This window comes from Gammaproteobacteria bacterium (assembly GCA_021647245.1).
Lineage (GTDB): Bacteria > Pseudomonadota > Gammaproteobacteria > RBG-16-57-12 > RBG-16-57-12 > JAFLJP01.
Map to the genome: position 1 here is coordinate 1 of JAKIVC010000009.1, position 17,027 is coordinate 17,027.

The following is a 17,027-nucleotide window of genomic DNA, read 5'->3' on the forward strand; positions in this document are numbered from 1 at the left end:
ATCCCAGGGACTTTATGCGTTACGTGATGGATGGATTGCGCTTCACCATGCTAAATGAAACGCCCTGTGCGGAGCCGCATGCAGGGTGTTGTGGGGACTGGGGGTTAGAGACCCCCGGTTACCCGATTAGCTGCGTTATTCAAAGTAGCTCCGTAAACGCTGTGCCAACTTACTGGACTGTTTGTCGTATTGCTGTTGATACGTGGTGATTGCCATTGGGCCGATGCGCGTCACCCCACGCGCTTTCAGATGCTGCGCCAAGATGTCTATAACTTTTTTCCCGTAGCCTCGACCCCGAAATTCTGAATCGATCCACCAGCCAGGTTTAACGTCATTTAGGCCGGATGCCTCAACTAGCGCAACCAACCGACCTGATGTTTCCTCGAATAAAGCGAAAAGTCCAGATTCATAAGCAGCCCAGACTTGCGGCGGCCCCAAATCATTTCGGTGCTCTGACAAATGATAAGGGGTCAAGTCTTTACATTAATCATTTTAACCGCTTCATCAACTTTAGCCTCCAACTCCCCATCAACACATAGCTGATTCTCGAATCATTTAATGATTCCAGGCACGCTGCCATGGTGGTTTAAGTCAAAATAGTCGGCGATCTGATTTAGCGGCAGACCCGCGTGTTTTCGACTGAGATAAAGCGATACAACACGGGCTCTGTTTTTCTGACCTCGTCCACGACGGCTTTTTGATGTTTTTCAAGGTAGTTGACCACTCCATTTTATCAGCATCGCAAGCTGACCAGTGGGGGTTGCTTCAGTATAAAGCGGGTACTTAATACGCCAGCCAGGCCGATGGCGAGTGCTGAGGCGATGGGTGCTCCCAACCATAGCCAGGGGGATGGGAGGTAGGCGAGGTTGAAAATTTGCTCGGCCAAGAGTGCGGCGGCAGCTGATGAGACGACGACAGCGACGCTTCCGGCTAATAGCCCGAGCACGGCAAACTCTGCTAGCAATCCTTTTTGAAGCTGCCCCCGCTGTGCGCCCAAGGTGCGCAGCAGTGCGCTCTCGCGAATGCGCTCATCAAGGGTGGATTGTATGGCGGCGTACATCACCATTAGGCCAGCCAGTAGTGTGAAGAGGAAGACAAACTCTACCGCCATAATGACCCGTTCTACAATTCGCCTGACTTCTTCCATAATGGAGGAGACATCCAGCACTGTAATATTGGGGAACTGCTGTAGCAGCTGGTTAAGCAGTGGGTATTTATTTTCAGGCAGGTAGAAACTACTCACATAGTTGCTGGGGTAGTTATCCAGCACGCCAGGGGATGCAATCACAAAGAAGTTGACCTGAAAGCTGTCCCACTCCACGCTACGCAAACTGGTGACGGTTGCCTCTACCTCCTCACCGGCAATTTTGTAGCGTAGCCGATCACCCAGTCGAATACCGAATGCCTCGGCAATCCCCTGCTCTATTGAAAATTGCGGTTGGTCACTGGCTTGCCACCACGCCCCTTCGATCAGGCGGTTGCCGTTTGGCATTGTTTGTGACCAAGAGAGGTTAAACTCCCTCATCAGTAGCCGCTTTGCCCGGTCGTCCGGGAAGTCGTCTACGCTGAGTATGTTGTTGTTGATCGCCACTAAGCGCCCTCTTACCATGGGATAGAGGGGAACGTTATCGACCTGCTGTTGGCGAAAAAATTGCGCCACCGCGGCCACTTGATCGGGTTGGATATTAATCAGGAAACGGTTGGGGGCATTTTCGGGTAGTTGCAGCTGCCACTCACTGAGCAGGTCACCCCGCACCATGGTGAGCAGTAATAGCGCCATGATGCCGAGGCCAAAGCCACTCACCTGCACTACGCTGGCGGTGGTACGGCGAGAGATATTCAGCAATCCAAAGCGCCACGATAACCCCACCTGCCCTTTAAGGCGGCCAATTCCCCACACCATCAACCAGGCCAGTGAGGCCAGCAGTAGCAGCGACACCGCTACGCCCAATAAGGCAAAGAGCCCTAACCGTACATCACCTGCCTGGATGACCAGCAGCACCATGAGTGCGCTAAGGCTGATCAGGAAAACCAGCCACGGCTGGGTGCCAGCCCCTTGCAGCTCCCGGCGCAATACCCGTAGCGCGGGGACTCGGCTAAGGGCGATAAAACGCGGTAATGAGAAACCAAACAGTGTGACCAGACCCACCAAAATACCGACGGCGGCGGGCTGCAGTGATGGCGGGGGTAGTTCGCCACTAAACAGGGGCGCGAGCGCATTAACCAAGCCCGCTTGCGCCAAATAGCCCAGTGCAGCACCCAGCCCTCCGGCGACGGTGCCGACAATCAAGAGCTGTAACAGGAACAGGTTTAATATTTGCCGATGGCTAGCTCCCAGGCAGCGCAACACGGCGCAGTGGTCATAGTGTCGTTCACTGTAGCGGCGACTGGCCATGGCGATGGCGACACCTGCCAGCAACACACTCACCAGTGCCGCTAACCCCAAAAAGCGGGCAGCACGCTCTACGGCCATGTTTACCTCAGGGCGGCCATCGGTTATATCCAGTAGCCGTTCGCCGGGTTGTAGCTGCCGTTGCAGCTGTTTTTTATGTTGATTAATCTGCGCCATATCGCCCGCCATCATCAGCTGATAACGTACCCGACTGGCGGGTTGAACCAGCTCGGTTGCCGCCAGGTTGGCGCTGTTTAACAAGACCCGTGGTGATAATGAAAATAGATTTCCCGCTGCACGGGCGGGTTCATTGCGAATCACCGCGCTGATTTGCACACTTAATGCCCCCAAGCTTAGTGAGTCGCCTACCGAAAGGGCCAGATCACTCAGCAGTTGTGGCTCCACCCAAACAGTGCCCGGAGCGGGTAACCCGCTGGCCACCTGTGCAGGGGCAAATGGATCTTGGCTAATTAACAGTTGACCCCGCAGTGGGTAGCCATTCGAAACCGCTTTGACCGCCACCAGGCGTGCCCGATCGTCTACCATCACCATGGAGGGAAATTCATAACCCTCTACCCATAATATCCCGGCGTGATCCGCTTGTTGGCGGTATGTCAGGGGCAGTGGATTATCCGAGGAGAGAATCAGGTCGCCCCCCTGCAATGCGTTAGCTTGTTGTATTAATGCTTGATTAACCCGGTCACTAAAGACCCCCACCGCCACTACGGCGGCCACCGCAATCAGCAGTGATAACCAGATCACCCGCAGTTCGCCACTGCGCCATTCACGGCGCAACATTCGCAGTGCCAGCGCCGTGGTCATGAGAGTTCCCTTAGCTGTCCTTGATGAAGCTCCAGTCGCCGTTGGCAGCGCTGGGCAAGTCCTCTGTCGTGGGTGACCAGCACCAAGGTGGTCTGTTGTTCGCTGTTGAGCTGAAACAGCAGGTCGATAATTCGTTCGCCGGTGGCGCTGTCCAGGTTGCCGGTCGGCTCATCCGCCAGCATCAGTGCTGGGTTGGGCGCAAAGGCACGGGCAATGGCAACGCGCTGCTGTTCGCCCCCCGAGAGTTGTTTGGGGTAGTGGTGTAACCGATGAGCCAGCTCAACTTTAGCCAGCACCTCTTTGGCATACTCTTGAGCATTTTTTCGGCCTGCCAGCTCCAGCGGCAACATCACATTTTCCAGCGCTGTCAGGTTATCCAGCAGCTGAAAGTTCTGGAAAACAAAGCCTAGCTTGGCGGCACGCAGTGCGGCGCGACCATCCTCATCCAACTCAAACAGCGCCTGACCCGCGATAAACACTTCGCCTTCACTGGGTTCATCCAGGCCCGCCAGCAGCCCCAGCAATGTTGATTTACCAGAGCCGGAGGCACCCACCACTGCCACTGTTTCACCCGCTGCTACATGCATCTCGACACGCTCTAACAGCACCAACTCACCTTCGGGGCTGTTAACGCGCTTCCCCAATGCCTGGGTTTTCAATATGCTATGTGTCATCAGTTTAACTTCCTTCGTGACTCAAATTATTTATGACAATTCCGTACCGGCTACAACGTAGCATTCAACTGCTCATGCTTTTCACCCTGCTGTGGTTCTCAGCCAACCTGTTGGCCGCACCCCAACCCACGCTGTTGGTACTGGGTGATAGCCTCAGTGCCGCTCATGGTATCGATGAGGCTGCGGGCTGGGTGGCACTGCTCCAGCAACGGCTGACCCATGATAACCGCCCCTATCAAGTGGTCAACATCAGCATCAGTGGCGAGACCAGCCAGGGTGGCCTTAGTCGCCTGCCTACGGCACTGGAGCAGTATCAGCCACAATTGTTGATTCTGGCCCTGGGTGCAAATGATGGCTTGCGCGGCAGCTCTCTTAAGCAGTTAAAGAAAAATCTTGAGGCGATGATTCAACTCGCCCAGCAACAAAATAGTCAGCTGTTATTGGTTGGTATGCGGTTGCCACCTAACTATGGCGTGCTATTCAACCAAAAGTTCCATGCCATCTACCATCAACTTGCCCAGCAATATGCACTACCACTGGTGCCTTTTTTACTTGAAAAAATGGCACATAACAACGCCCTTTTTCAAGCCGATGGCCTGCACCCCCGCAGAGAGGCACAGCCGCTGCTGCTGGAGGCAGTATGGCCACAGCTCGAGCCGCTGTTATAGCATGAGAGCAATAAAAACGCTCACTGCCAATGCCTAGCCCCGCTCTGCTGCACCATCGCCCGATATTGCGCCTTGCGCTGCCGCTGATGCTCTCTAATCTCTCGATTCCATTGCTGGGGCTGGTAGATACTGCGGTGGTGGGGCATCTCGAACACGCCTACTATCTCGGTGCCGTCGCATTGGGTGCGTTAATATTCTCTTTTCTCTTCTGGGGCTTTGGCTTTCTACGCATGGGCACCACTGGGCTAATTGCACAGGCGTTTGGTGAGGAGAATAACCATGAAATACACGCCACGCTGGTACGGGCAAGCCTGTTAGCCCTACTCTTTTCGCTACTTATTTTATTATTGCAGTACCCCATTGGCCAGCTCGCCTTCTATCTACTTGATGGCAGCCACCCAGTCGAACACTACGCCCAGCAATATTTCACCCTTCGTATCTGGAGCGCGCCGGCGACGCTGCTCAACTATGTACTGATCGGCTGGATGCTCGGAATGCAGAATGTCCGCGGCCCACTGGTAATGTTACTGGTAACCAACCTCACCAATATCGTGCTTGACCTCTGGTTTGTGGTTGGCTTAGGCATGACTGTGGATGGTGTTGCCATCGCCTCAGTCATCGCAGAGTATATTGGCTGTGCGGTGGGTATTGTGTTGACCTTCCAACTGCTAAAACAGCACCCAGCCCAGTGGCAGTGGGAGCAGATTTTAAAGCGCCACAAGCTGCGTCAGCTGGTCACCCTGAACAGCAACATTATGCTGAGAACCCTCTGCTTAATCTTTACCCTCGCCTTCTTCACCGCACAGGGGGCTAAAATGGGCGACCTGATACTGGCTGCCAACGCTATCCTGATCAACTTTCAAACACTGATGGCCTATGCTCTGGATGGTTTTGCCCATGCGGCAGAAGCGCTGGTTGGCCGTGCCATCGGCAAATGTGACCGCAGAGCCCTTAAGCGTGCAATCTATACCGCCGCTTTCTGGTCACTCGGTTTTGCGCTGTTGTTTGTAGCTTTTTATGCACTGGCTGGCCAGTGGATGATCGACCAGCTCAGTGATATTGAGGCGGTCAGATCGGTAGCTAATGAGTATCTTATCTGGTCAATTTTTATGCCGCTGGTAGCGGTGTGGGGTTATCTGTTTGATGGTATTTTTATCGGCGCAACCCGCGCTCGAGAAATGCGCAACACCATGCTAGCCTCAACCCTGCTGGTCTTCTTTCCCGCCTGGTGGCTACTGCAACCCTGGGGAAACCACGGACTGTGGGCCGCTTTGATGCTGTTTATGGTGGCGCGGGGAGCGGCAATGGCGTGGAGCTTCCGGCGATTAACCCGCCGTGGGGTTATCCCCCTTTAACCGGCTCAATATAGCGAACCAGTAGCTGCAAGCTGCGGTTGCCGCGAAACTCATTAATATCCAACTGATATGCGACCTTAACTTGGCTTACTTCGACAGGCCATTCGTGGTCAGTTTTGTTGAAGGCAATCGCATCAATTGGCTGCGACAGTGCGGCGTGGCGCAGCTGTAGTTTGAGGTGTTTTTCGCCCACAATACGCCGTGAGTGCAGGCTAAAGACAGCATCGAATACCGGTTCGGTGAAGGCTTGCCCCCACGGGCTGGCGTGGCGTAGCTGTTCGGCGGTTGCCTGGTTAAATTCATCTGCCGCCAACTCGCCATCACTATGAATAACACCACGCAGTTGATCACGACTAAGGTGTCGCTGCACCTCCTGGTCAAACAGCTGTTTAAACTGCGTGAAGTGCTCTGCTGCCAGTGTCAGGCCCGCCGCCATCGCGTGGCCACCAAATTTATTGAGCAGGCCGGGATGGCGTGAGGCAATGGCATCCAGCACATCACGAATATGTACCCCGCTGACCGAACGTGCCGAACCTTTTATCTGGCCACTGCCGTCATCCGCCGGAGCAAAGGCGATCACTGGACAGTGCAGCTTCTCTTTAATACGTGATGCCAGGATCCCCACCACCCCTTGGTGCCAGCTTTCATCGTAGAGGCAGAGACCCACGGGAAGCGCCTCATCCAGCTCCATTTTATTCAGTATTACCATCGCCTGTTGCTGCATTCCCTGCTCGATATTGCGCCGATCCTGATTGAGTCCATCCAGTTCGTTAGCTATATTTTTCGCCCGCGTGGCATCGTCTGTTAACAAGCACTCAATACCCAGTGACATCTCATCCAGACGGCCAGCGGCATTCAGGCGCGGGCCAACCATAAAGCCGAGATCTGATGAGCTAATATCTGACTGGTTGCGCCCGGCGACCTGCAAAATAGCCTGAATACCGGCACAGCAGTGGCCACTGCGAATACGCGCCAGCCCCTGGCTGACCAGAACCCGGTTATTGTGGTCCAGCGCCACCACATCGGCGACCGTGCCCAGGGCAACCAGATCTAATAGGGATGCCAGGTTGGGTTCTGCGCGTTGCTGAGTAACAAACCACTGCTGCTCACGCAACTGTCGGCGCAGCGCCAATAGCAGATAGAAGATCACCCCGACTCCGGCAAGATTTTTGGAGGGGAAGGTATCTCCCGGCTGGTTGGGGTTGACGATGGCAATGGCATCCGGTAGCTGCGCGGCTGCCAGGTGATGATCGGTTACCAACACATCAATGCCTAACTGATTGGCGGCGGTAACTCCCTCAATGCTGGCGATACCATTATCGACGGTGATGATCAGGTCTGGCTTGCGCGTGGCCGCCACCGCGACAATTTCGGGTGAGAGGCCATAACCATATTCAAAGCGATTCGGTACAATATAGTCGAGATGTTGTACCCCCAGCATCGCTAAACCACGCAGTGCAACGGCACAAGCGGTGGCACCATCACAGTCAAAATCGGCCACTACCAGAATGCGCTGCTGTTGATCGAGCGCCTGTTGTAGGCGCGCTACTGCACCATCAACACCCTTGAGCAGAGCGGGCGCTAGCAATTGGTTCAGGCCATTATCAAGCTGGTTCGGGTGGGTTATGCCACGCGCTGCATAGATGCGTGCCAGCAGAGGCATTTCTGTTGCAAGGTTGGCCAGCGCCTCAGGATCAGCGTGGCGGCGTTCGATGATGATACTCATAGAAATTGCTTCATTTCACGCCGTTTGCGCCACCAACGACGCAGGCTCTTTTTGCTTATCGGGTATTGATAGCCATTATCGAGCCACAGGGTAAGGGTGTTGAGCTCTCCTGACTTAAGGGCGGTGGCTAACGGCTCAAACCATGTTTGTTCATACGAGTAGACCTCTTCAGGCGCTGTCAGTACGATCAGGTGTCGGCCTGGTGTGATGGCATGTTGTAACCATTGCGTGGCGCTTTCCGGCGATTCACAGCGGGGCAAATCGGCATGTTTTGCAGCGGCTAGCACCAGCGACTCATCACTCCATATTTGTGCCCAAGTGGTTTTTGGTTTGGCCGGTAGGCGGCCACCGCCCCAGATCCATACGTTATTTACCGGCAGCTGCTGGGAGGCGCTACGCTGCTGGTTCGATTGGTTGCTGTGCAGCAACATTTCGATCTCGCTCATGGCGCGGTGCAGTGCTACACCTTGGGGAGATTGCGGTAAGTAGTCGTGAATATTGTGACCCATCACCGATGAGAGGGGGCTGGTTTTGAGCTGCTCGGCGGCGGGCATTTTAAGGTACCAACGGTCAGGATGCGCGGCAATAAACTGCCAACCATCTTCAGCAAACAGATGGTTAAGATCTGCAACCATGCTATCGGCCTCTGCTTGAAGCAGCCCCAGCTCTCGCGCCATCAAGACCACTCGGCCACGATCCGGCTGACAATAGATGGGGTCTACCCGCAACAGGTACTCATCGCCCGGTTCGCCACCATCCAGCGCGTAGGTGAGCGGAGCCGCCGGCAGTGATTCAGGCTCAGCCTGAATCGAAAACAGTTTGAGTATCAACGGCTCAAAGTGACGGGTGGCACAGCGCACCCCATCTGCCCGGCTTAATAGCCGTGACAGGGTGGGCTGCTCAGATGCCAGTACACACTCCGGCCGCATAAAGCCCGGAATTAGTAGCGTGAGATCTCTGTTCACACTACCCCTGCTTGCGCATGTGGGGAAATAACAACACATCTCTAATTGAGGGTGAGTCGGTCAGCAGCATCACCAGACGATCAATTCCGATCCCCTCGCCGGCAGTGGGTGGCAGGCCGTGCTCAAGGGCGATAATGTAATCTTCATCAAAGTGCATCGCTTCATCATCACCGGCATCTTTCTCGGCCACCTGCATACGGAACCGTTCTGCCTGATCTTCAGCATCATTCAGCTCTGAGAAACCATTAGCAAGCTCTCGACCACCGACAAAGAACTCAAAACGGTCGGTCACAAACGGGTTGTCATCATTACGACGCGCCAACGGTGAAACCTCGGTGGGATAGGCGGTGATAAAGGTGGGATCTTTTAGTTTGTGCTCGACTGTTTTTTCGAAAATTTCGATCTGCACTTTACCTAGCCCATAACCTGCCTTGAGCGGAATATCCAACGTATCAGCCACCTTACGGGCCTCATCCAGTGTTGCCAACTGTTCAGGTTTTAACGCTGGGTTGTGGTGTAAAATCGAGTCGGTCACCGTCATGCGGGTAAAAGGTTTGCCGAAGTCATACTCATCACCTTGATAGGGAACTGTGGTGCTGCCTAACACCTCTTGAGCCAAGCCACGCAGCATCTCTTCGGTGATATCCATCAGGTCGTTATAGTCCGCATACGCTTCGTAGAATTCCAGCATAGTGAACTCAGGATTATGGCGGGTTGAAAGCCCTTCATTACGGAAGTTGCGGTTGATCTCGAACACTTTCTCAAAACCACCTACCACTAAACGCTTCAGATAGAGTTCGGGGGCGATACGCAGAAACAGCTCCATATCCAGAGCATTATGTTGGGTAGTGAAAGGGCGTGCCGTGGCACCGCCGGGAATCGCCTGCATCATGGGGGTTTCGACTTCAAGGAAGCCCTTTTTTTCCAGAAAACGGCGAATGAAGCTGACACATTGACTGCGAATCAGGAAGGTTTTGCGGGTCGGATCATTCATGATCAAGTCAACATAGCGCTGGCGGTAGCGGGTCTCCTGATCTTCTAGGCCATGAAATTTATCTGGCAATGGACGCAGTGATTTGGTTAACAGACGAATCTCGTCAGCCTTGATAGAGAGTTCACCTTTTTGAGTGCGAAACATCACCCCTTCAACACCGATAATGTCTCCAATATCCCACTTTTTAAACTCGTCGTAACCCCCCTCCGGCAGCATTTTCCCCTGCACATAGATCTGAATACGGCCCGACATATCCTGCAGGGTGGCAAAACTCGCTTTACCCATCACACGTTTTAGCATCATGCGACCGGCCACTTTCACCCGCACCGGCTCGGCCTCATCAATGGCCGCTTTATCCAGCGCATCGAACTTGGCATGTAGCTCGCCTGCCACCACGTTGCGCCGAAAATCATTCGGGAAAGCGTTGCCATTTTCCCGCAGTTCATTCAGCTTGCCACGGCGTTCGGCGATCAGCTTGTTTTCATCTTCAACTTCAATTTTTTCTGGTTCGTTCATAGCGGCTGTTATCTATCTCTTCTGAGCCTCTAGAGAGGCGTAAAATTTAAAATAATGTTGCAGCAAAATCCCGCAACTGCTTACGCTGAGTGAGCGCGAGCGCTGGCAATATTCAGGTTACATCTCTTCTGAATAAAGAGCAGTGGTTCAATGGCTTGAAGCAAACTTTAACCCAACAATAGAGCCAATCAACGTCACCAGAAAAAATATTCTCCACAACGTTAATGGCTCTTTGAAAAAGAGGATACCAACCATCACGGTTCCCACAATTCCGATCCCGGTCCAAACCGCATAGGCCGTTCCAATGGGGATCTCAGCTAACGATTTTTCAAGAAAGTGGAAGCTGGCAATAATACAGATGAAGAAGATCACTGAGGGCCACAGCCGCGTAAAGCCTTCTGTCAATTTTAAAGTACTGGCAAAGCCCACCTCAAACAGACCGGCAATAACGAGGTAAAACCAACTCATCTGCTTTTCTCCAATCACAACTTCAGTAATGATCAGGCCGCTATAATCCGCTCTTCAGCGACGCGTCTATAAACTGATTCAGATCGCCGTCCAGCACCGCTTGGGTATTACTGGTCTCAACACCGGTGCGCAGATCTTTGATTCTCGACGCATCCAGCACATAGGAGCGAATCTGGCTTCCCCAGCCGATGTCAGATTTGGTATCTTCCAGCGCCTGCTTCTCTTGGTTGCGTTTCATCATCTCCAGCTCATAGAGCTTTGCTTTGAGCTGTTTCATGGCCGCTGCTTTATTTTTATGTTGCGAGCGATCATTCTGGCACTGCACCACGCTGTTGGTGGGAAGATGAGTAATCCGCACTGCGGAGTCGGTACGGTTAACATGCTGACCACCGGCACCGGAGGCGCGGTAGGTATCGATACGCAGGTCCGCCGGGTTGATCTCAATATCCACATCGTCATCGACCTCGGGGGAGACAAAAACCGAAGTGAATGAAGTATGGCGGCGGCTGCTGGAATCAAAGGGTGATTTTCGTACTAAGCGGTGCACGCCGGTTTCGGTACGCAACCAGCCAAAGGCGTATTCACCTTTAAAGTGTATGGTGGCACTCTTGACCCCGGCCACATCACCGGGGGAGCACTCCATCAACTCAACCGCAAAGCCTTGCGCTTCGCCCCAGCGCAGATACATCCGCAACAACATTTCAGCCCAGTCCTGAGCCTCAGTACCACCCGAGCCTGATTGAATGTCCATATAGGCACTATTGGCATCCATCTCACCTGAAAACATCCGACGAAATTCAAGGGTCGCCAGCTCGCTTTCCAGAGCAGCAAGGTCAGCCTCTAGCGCCGCCGCACTCTCTTCATCATCCTCTTCTGAGGCCATTTGCAGCAGCTCTTTGGCATCTGCAAGGCCCCCTTCCATGTTATCGATGGTTTTTACCACGCGCTCTAACGCAACACGTTCACGACCCAGCGCTTGGGCACGCTCGGGGTTATCCCACACCGATGACTCCGCTAACTCGCGCTCTACCTCAACTAACTGCTCAGACTTGGTATCGTAGTCAAAGATACCCCCTCAGCGTAGCAGTACGCTCAAGCATATCGTCGATCATTTTAAAAACAGGGCTCAGTTCCAACATTATTTATATCAACCGCGTTGCCGAGAAAAACGCCAATGATACTACAGACACCCTCAGCGTGTCGTAAATTTAACGACAAAAAAGCCACTATAGGGGTTGTGACAACCTGCTAACGCCATCATAATAAAAGAATTTTATATCGTGATAGAAAATACCTTCCCCGTTTTTAAATTTTACTCCCCTTAAACGGGTGTTTAACTGGGTGAACCGGTTATAATGGCCGATTATCTAACCCGAATAATTCATAAATTGTCTTATCCCGAGACCCAGATGTACGGTGGCCGCTAGAAATGAGTGATGCAGTAGAGATAACAGACGATGAGCGGGCCGAGATTGATTCTCAAATTGCCCACCTGAACAGCTTGTATGGGCCATTGTCGCCCGAAGAACGTGTGCAGCAACTCTATAAAGATTTTATGGAAGATGAGGTGATGCTCACCTCATCTTTTGCTACTAATTCGGCCTTTTTACTGCATCTTTTTTCTCAAGCAGCACCACACCAAAAAGTGATTTTTATTGATACCGGTTATCACTTCCAGGATACCCTGCTCTACAAAGAGGAGTTAACTGAACTCTACAACCTTAAGGTTGAGGATGTGCGTGCTGAGAAGTGGAAGTATGAGTTCACGCTCAAAGATGAGACCTGGAAAACCGATCAGGATCTCTGCTGTAGCATTAATAAGGTAGAGCCGCTACAAGAGGTAAAAGAGAAGTACAGTGTCTGGGTTTCCGGGTTGATGCGCTGGCAAACAGAGCACCGCGCCTCGCTTGATGTATTTGAGTACCGAGGTGGCATTATCAAGTTTTATCCGTTGATTGATGTGACCAAGCAGCAGCGTGATAACTACATCCGCGACCACAAACTCCCTTTCCACCCAATGGTTGCCAAGGGCTTCTCTTCGGTAGGCTGCACCCACTGCACCCGCCAGGGTGATGACCGTTCGGGGCGCTGGGTAGATACCACTAAATCTGAATGCGGCCTGCATACCCGCTGATTCTGCCGGTAACGCGCTGACGATAATGAGTAGGCAGTGCACAGGTTTGACGGGCTACCAAAAATCACTCAGCCACTGTTGAGTTGCGAGGGGCCGGATTTTAGGCTGACTTGTCTTAAGGCTTGCTGAGTATACTTTTTAGGTTAGCTAGGTTGGCTTTCCCGCGCTCTTTTTTCTTTTCCGGACAGATGTCACCGCCGCGCCCCTCCCATTCGAGATCGTCTTGTGGTAGTTCGTGCAGAAAGCGGCTAGGCTCGCAGGCGGTGAGTTCACCGTACTGTTTTCGCCTGGCCGCATAACTGAAAGTGAGGGTTTTTTGAGCACGGGTGATGCCAACATAGGCGAGGCGGCGCTCCTCTTCGATGTCATCATTTTCGATGCTGTTGCGGTGTGGCAGTATCTCCTCCTCTACACCGATTAGAAATACATGGGGGAATTCGAGCCCTTTTGCAGCGTGCAAAGTCATCAGAGTAACGGCGTCGCTCTCTTCTTCTTCATTTTGGCGGTCAAGTATGTCGAGCAGCGCCATGCTGGCGACCGCTTCGGCGAACGATTTGTCGCCCTCCTGCAACATCCGCCCCAACCATTCAATCAGTTCGTACACATTTTGCAGACGCTTCTCGGCTTGCGCTTCATTTTTACTGCTCTCCGCCAGCCACTCTGAATAGCCGATTTCGGTCACTACACTTTTTATCACCGCCAGGGTATCGCCTCTTTTTGCGTTGTCGGCTTGCAGGTTAATCCAGTGAGTGAAGCGTTGCAGCCGCTCTAATTGGCGCTCTTTGAGGGACTCTCCCAGCCCCATTTCGAAACTGGCGGCAAACAAGCTAATGCCGCGCAGGGTGGCGTAACTGCCTAATTTTTCGAGGGTAGATGGCCCCAACTCGCGGCGCGGCACATTGACTATCCTCAGGAAGGCGTTGTCATCATCCTGATTCACGAGCAGTCGCAGGTAGGCCATCATATCTTTTATCTCGATTTTCGAGAAAAATGAGCTGCCACCACTCAGGCGGTAGGGGATGTGGTGCTCTCGCAACATACGCTCTATGAGCCTTGACTGGTGGTTGCTACGGTAGAGGATCGCGTAATCTTTGTCCTGAGTGCGGTTTTGAAATTTGTGGTGCAGCAGCTCTGAGACCACGCGCTCAGCTTCCTGCTCTTCATTTCGACAATGCAATACCCGCAGCGGGTCACCATAGCCCTTGTCAGACCAGAGCTTTTTCTCGAATACATGGGGGTTGTTGGCGATCAGGGCATTGGCGGCTTTAAGGATACGTCCCATGGAGCGGTAGTTTTGCTCTAGCTTGATAAGTTTTAGCGCGGGGAAATCCTCTTTCAGCAGTGCCATATTTTCTGGCTGTGCACCGCGCCAGGCGTAAATCGATTGATCATCATCACCCACGACCGTCAGGCAACCACGCTGACCGACGATCTGTTTTACCAGGGTGTATTGTGAACCATTGGTATCTTGATACTCATCCACCAACAGGTAGCGAATACGCGTTTGCCAGCGGCTTAGAATTTCGGGATACTGGGAAAACAGCTGTGTCGGCATCAAAATAAGGTCATCAAAGTCGACCGCATTATAGGCTTTGAGGTTACGTTGGTATTTTTCGTATAGTGCGGCAGCGATCACTTTTAGCTCTTCACCTTCGGTTTGGTTTAGAGCAAGGTCGGGGCTGATCATGGCGTTTTTCCAGCTGGATATTTGCCACTGCACCTGCTGTACCATTTCGCCATCACCCTCAAATGAGCGGTGCATCAGCTCTTTAATCAGTGCGGCACTATCAGCGGCATCAAAAATGGTGAAACCGGCTTTATATCCGAGGGCTTTGTGCTCGCGCTTTAGAATGTTTAACCCTAGGGTATGGAAGGTTGAGACCTTTAAACCCCGTGACTCTTTTCCTTGCAGGAGCTTCCCAACCCGCGCTTTCATTTCACGGGCGGCTTTGTTAGTGAAGGTGACGGCAGCAATGGTGTTGGGTTTGTAACCACACTTTTGGATCAAGTAAGCAATTTTTTCGGTAATAACCCGGGTTTTTCCGCTGCCCGCACCGGCCAACACCAGACAGGGGGTATCAATATAGAGTACGGCTTCTTTTTGGTGGGGGTTAAGACCTTTCATTACAAAGCAGCTTTACTTAAAACGGGCTGGCGATTATACCTTTTTCGCACCTGAGTAGTAGCCTAATCCCCAGATAGAGATTCACATACTGCACAAACTATTGATTACACAGTAAAACCAACATCTTGCATTTTCAGCCGAGAGGCAGGGTGATATTAAATTTGCCGATCCTTCATGACCGGCGGCTACTTTAAAATAGTTTTCGACTATCCACATTGCGCTGCAACCAAAGCTCCAGCAGTGCGCTGTGCCAGAGTTTGCTACCCTGCAGCTGTGTAAAGTGCGTCTCTGGTGAAGCTAGTAGTTTGTCGAGGTAGGGACGCTTAAACAACCCCCGTTCGCGGCTCGCTTGTGCGTTGAGAATGTCACGCATGAAGTCGAGAAACTCCCCCTGTACATATTTAAGCGCGGGCATCGGAAAGTAGCCCTTAGGGCGGTCGATAATTTTCTGCGGCAGGATGGATCGGGCAATCTCTTTCAGCGGATGTTTTCCGCCAGATTGTAGTTTCAGTTGTGGAGGAAGCTGCATCGCCAGCTCAACCAGCTCATGATCAAGGAAGGGGACTCTCGCTTCCAGACCCCAGGCCATGGTCATGTTATCTACCCGCTTGACCGGATCATCTACAATCAATGTACTCACATCAAAGCGCAGTACCTGATCAAGAAACTCATCCGCTCCGGGTGAGCCAAGGTGGTCGGCCACCAATTCGCTAGTATAGTCGGCTCCTTGGTATTGGGCGCAAACGCTCTCGATAAATTCGCGGTGAGAGCGATCAAAATAGTGTTTAGCAAAGCGTTCAAGGTAGCTGCCGCTTGCCGCTTCCATCTCCGGGTACCAGAAGTAACCGGCGAACAGCTCATCGGCACCCTGGCCACTTTGAACCACTCGAACCTGCTGCGAAACCTGCTCTGATAACAGATAAAAGGCAACAGCATCCTGCCCAACCATCGGCTCTGCCATGCAATCAACCGCCTCAGGCAGTCGTGGCAATACGGTGCTGTTGGGGATATGATATTTTTGATGACGAGTGCCGTAGTGGTTGGCCACAAGGTCGGAGAATTCAAACTCACTACCCGCTTCACTGCCGATATCATCGAAACCGATGGAGAAGGTTCGTAGCTCATTTACGCCCGCTTCGGCCAGCAGCGCCACTAACAGGCTTGAATCCAGGCCACCTGAGAGTAAAACACCTACCGGCACATCGGCAATATCCATCCGTCTCCGCACTGCCAGGCGCAGGGCATCGTGTATTCTCTCTATCCACTCTGTTTCGCTGTATGTTTGCACGGGGCGCTGTGCCGTGAGCTGCCAATAGCGTTGTTGGGTCACCTCGCCTTTTAGGTTGATTCGCATTGAGCTGCCCGGTTCTAGTTTGCTAATGCCTTGCAAAAGAGTGCGCGGCGCAGGAATAACCGCATGCAGGGTTAATTGATTGTGCAGTGCGATGGGGTCGATCGAGACATCGGTATCACGGCTGCACAAGAGCGCCTGAGTGTTGGATGCGAAGCGAAAAACATGATCATTTTGAGAAAAATAGAGCGGCTTGATGCCGAGGCGATCGCGGGATAAAAACAGCTCCTTTTTTTGCATATCCCAGATTGCAAAGGCAAACATCCCCTGTAGGCGGTTCACACACTGTTCACCCCAAGCGTGAAAAGCCTTGAGAATGACCTCACTGTCACCGCTGCTGAAAAACTGGTAGCCCTTGCCTTGCAGCTCTTTTCTCAGCTCAGGGTAGTTATAAATTGCGCCGTTAAAAACCATCGCCAGGCTTAATTGTGGATCGACCATAGGCTGGTTAGCATGCTCGGAAAGATCAATCACCGAAAGGCGACGATGCCCCAGCGCCAGCGGCCCATCTGAATAACTACCGCTGTGATCTGGCCCACGCCGGGCAATTGCAGCCAGCATTTTATTGAGTAGCCCCAGCTCAGGCGAGGTGCCATCCAGACGCAGTTCACCACAAATACCGCACATATACTCTTCTCACTAAAAACTCAATCTACGGCGTATTGTAACGTACCATCAGCCGCTGCGCTGCCCCCTCGGATGATTCTTGGATAAATTGCTTACATTTTGTACAAGCTTTTTGATCGCCATTCCGTTATACTGCGCGTCGCTTTAACCCATGCGGTTTACCCCACAGTGATAGTTTTCATAGAGAGGGGCGGCCGCTTAACAAGGTAC

General features: G+C 52.6%; 13 protein-coding genes. 4 read left to right on the forward strand and 9 right to left on the reverse strand.

Going from position 1 to position 17,027, the window contains the following annotated elements:
* Positions 1-209, forward strand: a 209-nt coding sequence (locus L3J94_03880) for a hypothetical protein (protein ID MCF6217894.1), incomplete at its 5' end; no start/stop codon positions are given.
* Between the two features lie 524 nt (positions 210-733).
* Here the strand turns inward: L3J94_03880 and L3J94_03885 are convergent.
* Positions 734-3,214, reverse strand: a complete 2,481-nt coding sequence (locus L3J94_03885) for an FtsX-like permease family protein (protein ID MCF6217895.1) — start codon at positions 3,212-3,214, stop codon at positions 734-736.
* On the reverse strand, positions 3,211-3,888 hold the full coding sequence (locus tag L3J94_03890) for an ABC transporter ATP-binding protein (protein ID MCF6217896.1): 678 nt from the start codon (positions 3,886-3,888) through the stop codon (positions 3,211-3,213). The genes L3J94_03885 and L3J94_03890 overlap by 4 nt, the downstream gene beginning before the upstream one ends.
* Before the next feature lie 32 nt (positions 3,889-3,920).
* Here L3J94_03890 and L3J94_03895 point away from each other — a divergent pair, with 32 nt between their 5' ends.
* Together L3J94_03895 and L3J94_03900 are read left to right on the forward strand one after the other, a co-directional pair.
* Positions 3,921-4,556 (forward strand): arylesterase, encoded by a 636-nt coding sequence (locus tag L3J94_03895; GenBank protein MCF6217897.1) that lies wholly within the window; start codon positions 3,921-3,923, stop codon positions 4,554-4,556.
* 29 nt (positions 4,557-4,585) lie between these two features.
* The gene (locus L3J94_03900; GenBank protein MCF6217898.1) at positions 4,586-5,911 is read left to right on the forward strand and encodes an MATE family efflux transporter; all 1,326 of its coding nucleotides are present in this window, start codon (positions 4,586-4,588) and stop codon (positions 5,909-5,911) included.
* Here the strand turns inward: L3J94_03900 and recJ are convergent.
* The 5 genes from recJ to prfB all read right to left on the reverse strand — a co-directional run bounded on the left by recJ (position 5,898) and on the right by prfB (position 11,719).
* Positions 5,898-7,574, reverse strand: coding sequence for a single-stranded-DNA-specific exonuclease RecJ (recJ, locus tag L3J94_03905; GenBank protein MCF6217899.1), 1,677 nt, complete (start codon positions 7,572-7,574; stop codon positions 5,898-5,900). The genes L3J94_03900 and recJ overlap by 14 nt on opposite strands.
* Before the next feature lie 59 nt (positions 7,575-7,633).
* Positions 7,634-8,602, reverse strand: coding sequence for a hypothetical protein (locus tag L3J94_03910; GenBank protein ID MCF6217900.1), 969 nt, complete (start codon positions 8,600-8,602; stop codon positions 7,634-7,636).
* 1 nt (position 8,603) lies between these two features.
* Complete coding sequence (lysS, locus tag L3J94_03915) at positions 8,604-10,112, reverse strand: lysine--tRNA ligase (protein MCF6217901.1); 1,509 nt, start codon at positions 10,110-10,112, stop codon at positions 8,604-8,606.
* Between the two features lie 147 nt (positions 10,113-10,259).
* The gene (locus tag L3J94_03920) at positions 10,260-10,580 is read right to left on the reverse strand and encodes a multidrug efflux SMR transporter (GenBank protein ID MCF6217902.1); all 321 of its coding nucleotides are present in this window, start codon (positions 10,578-10,580) and stop codon (positions 10,260-10,262) included.
* Positions 10,581-10,620: 40 nt separating this feature from the next.
* Positions 10,621-11,719, reverse strand: a protein-coding gene (prfB, locus tag L3J94_03925) for a peptide chain release factor 2 (GenBank protein ID MCF6217903.1) whose coding sequence is annotated in 2 segments (ribosomal slippage) — positions 10,621-11,643 and positions 11,645-11,719 — 1,098 coding nt in all. Because the reading frame shifts where the segments join, the coding sequence is not laid out codon by codon here.
* Positions 11,720-12,009: 290 nt separating this feature from the next.
* On the opposite strand from prfB, the gene L3J94_03930 reads away from it, so the two are divergent.
* Complete coding sequence (locus L3J94_03930; GenBank protein MCF6217904.1) at positions 12,010-12,714, forward strand: phosphoadenylyl-sulfate reductase; 705 nt, start codon at positions 12,010-12,012, stop codon at positions 12,712-12,714.
* Between the two features lie 115 nt (positions 12,715-12,829).
* On the opposite strand, the gene rep is transcribed toward L3J94_03930, so the two are convergent.
* Together rep and L3J94_03940 are read right to left on the reverse strand one after the other, a co-directional pair.
* The gene (gene rep, locus L3J94_03935; GenBank protein MCF6217905.1) at positions 12,830-14,839 is read right to left on the reverse strand and encodes a DNA helicase Rep; all 2,010 of its coding nucleotides are present in this window, start codon (positions 14,837-14,839) and stop codon (positions 12,830-12,832) included.
* 190 nt (positions 14,840-15,029) lie between these two features.
* Entirely contained in the window at positions 15,030-16,817 is a 1,788-nt protein-coding gene (locus L3J94_03940) for an N-acetylglutaminylglutamine amidotransferase (GenBank protein ID MCF6217906.1), read from the reverse strand.
* Positions 16,818-17,027 lie beyond the last annotated feature (210 nt).

Excerpts from the sequence above, each read along its gene's own strand:
- L3J94_03885 (MCF6217895.1), bottom strand. The coding sequence starts at position 3,214 with ATGACCACGGCGCTGGCACTGCGAATGTTGCGCCGTGAATGGCGCAGT.
- L3J94_03890 (MCF6217896.1), bottom strand. The coding sequence starts at position 3,888 with ATGACACATAGCATATTGAAAACCCAGGCATTGGGGAAGCGCGTTAAC.
- L3J94_03895 (MCF6217897.1), top strand. The coding sequence starts at position 3,921 with ATGACAATTCCGTACCGGCTACAACGTAGCATTCAACTGCTCATGCTT.
- L3J94_03900 (MCF6217898.1), top strand. The coding sequence starts at position 4,586 with ATGCCTAGCCCCGCTCTGCTGCACCATCGCCCGATATTGCGCCTTGCG.
- recJ (MCF6217899.1), bottom strand. The coding sequence starts at position 7,574 with ATGCCTCTGCTGGCACGCATCTATGCAGCGCGTGGCATAACCCACCCG.
- lysS (MCF6217901.1), bottom strand. The coding sequence starts at position 10,112 with ATGAACGAACCAGAAAAAATTGAAGTTGAAGATGAAAACAAGCTGATC.
- L3J94_03920 (MCF6217902.1), bottom strand. The coding sequence starts at position 10,580 with ATGAGTTGGTTTTACCTCGTTATTGCCGGTCTGTTTGAGGTGGGCTTT.
- L3J94_03930 (MCF6217904.1), top strand. The coding sequence starts at position 12,010 with ATGAGTGATGCAGTAGAGATAACAGACGATGAGCGGGCCGAGATTGAT.
- rep (MCF6217905.1), bottom strand. The coding sequence starts at position 14,839 with ATGAAAGGTCTTAACCCCCACCAAAAAGAAGCCGTACTCTATATTGAT.
- L3J94_03940 (MCF6217906.1), bottom strand. The coding sequence starts at position 16,817 with ATGTGCGGTATTTGTGGTGAACTGCGTCTGGATGGCACCTCGCCTGAG.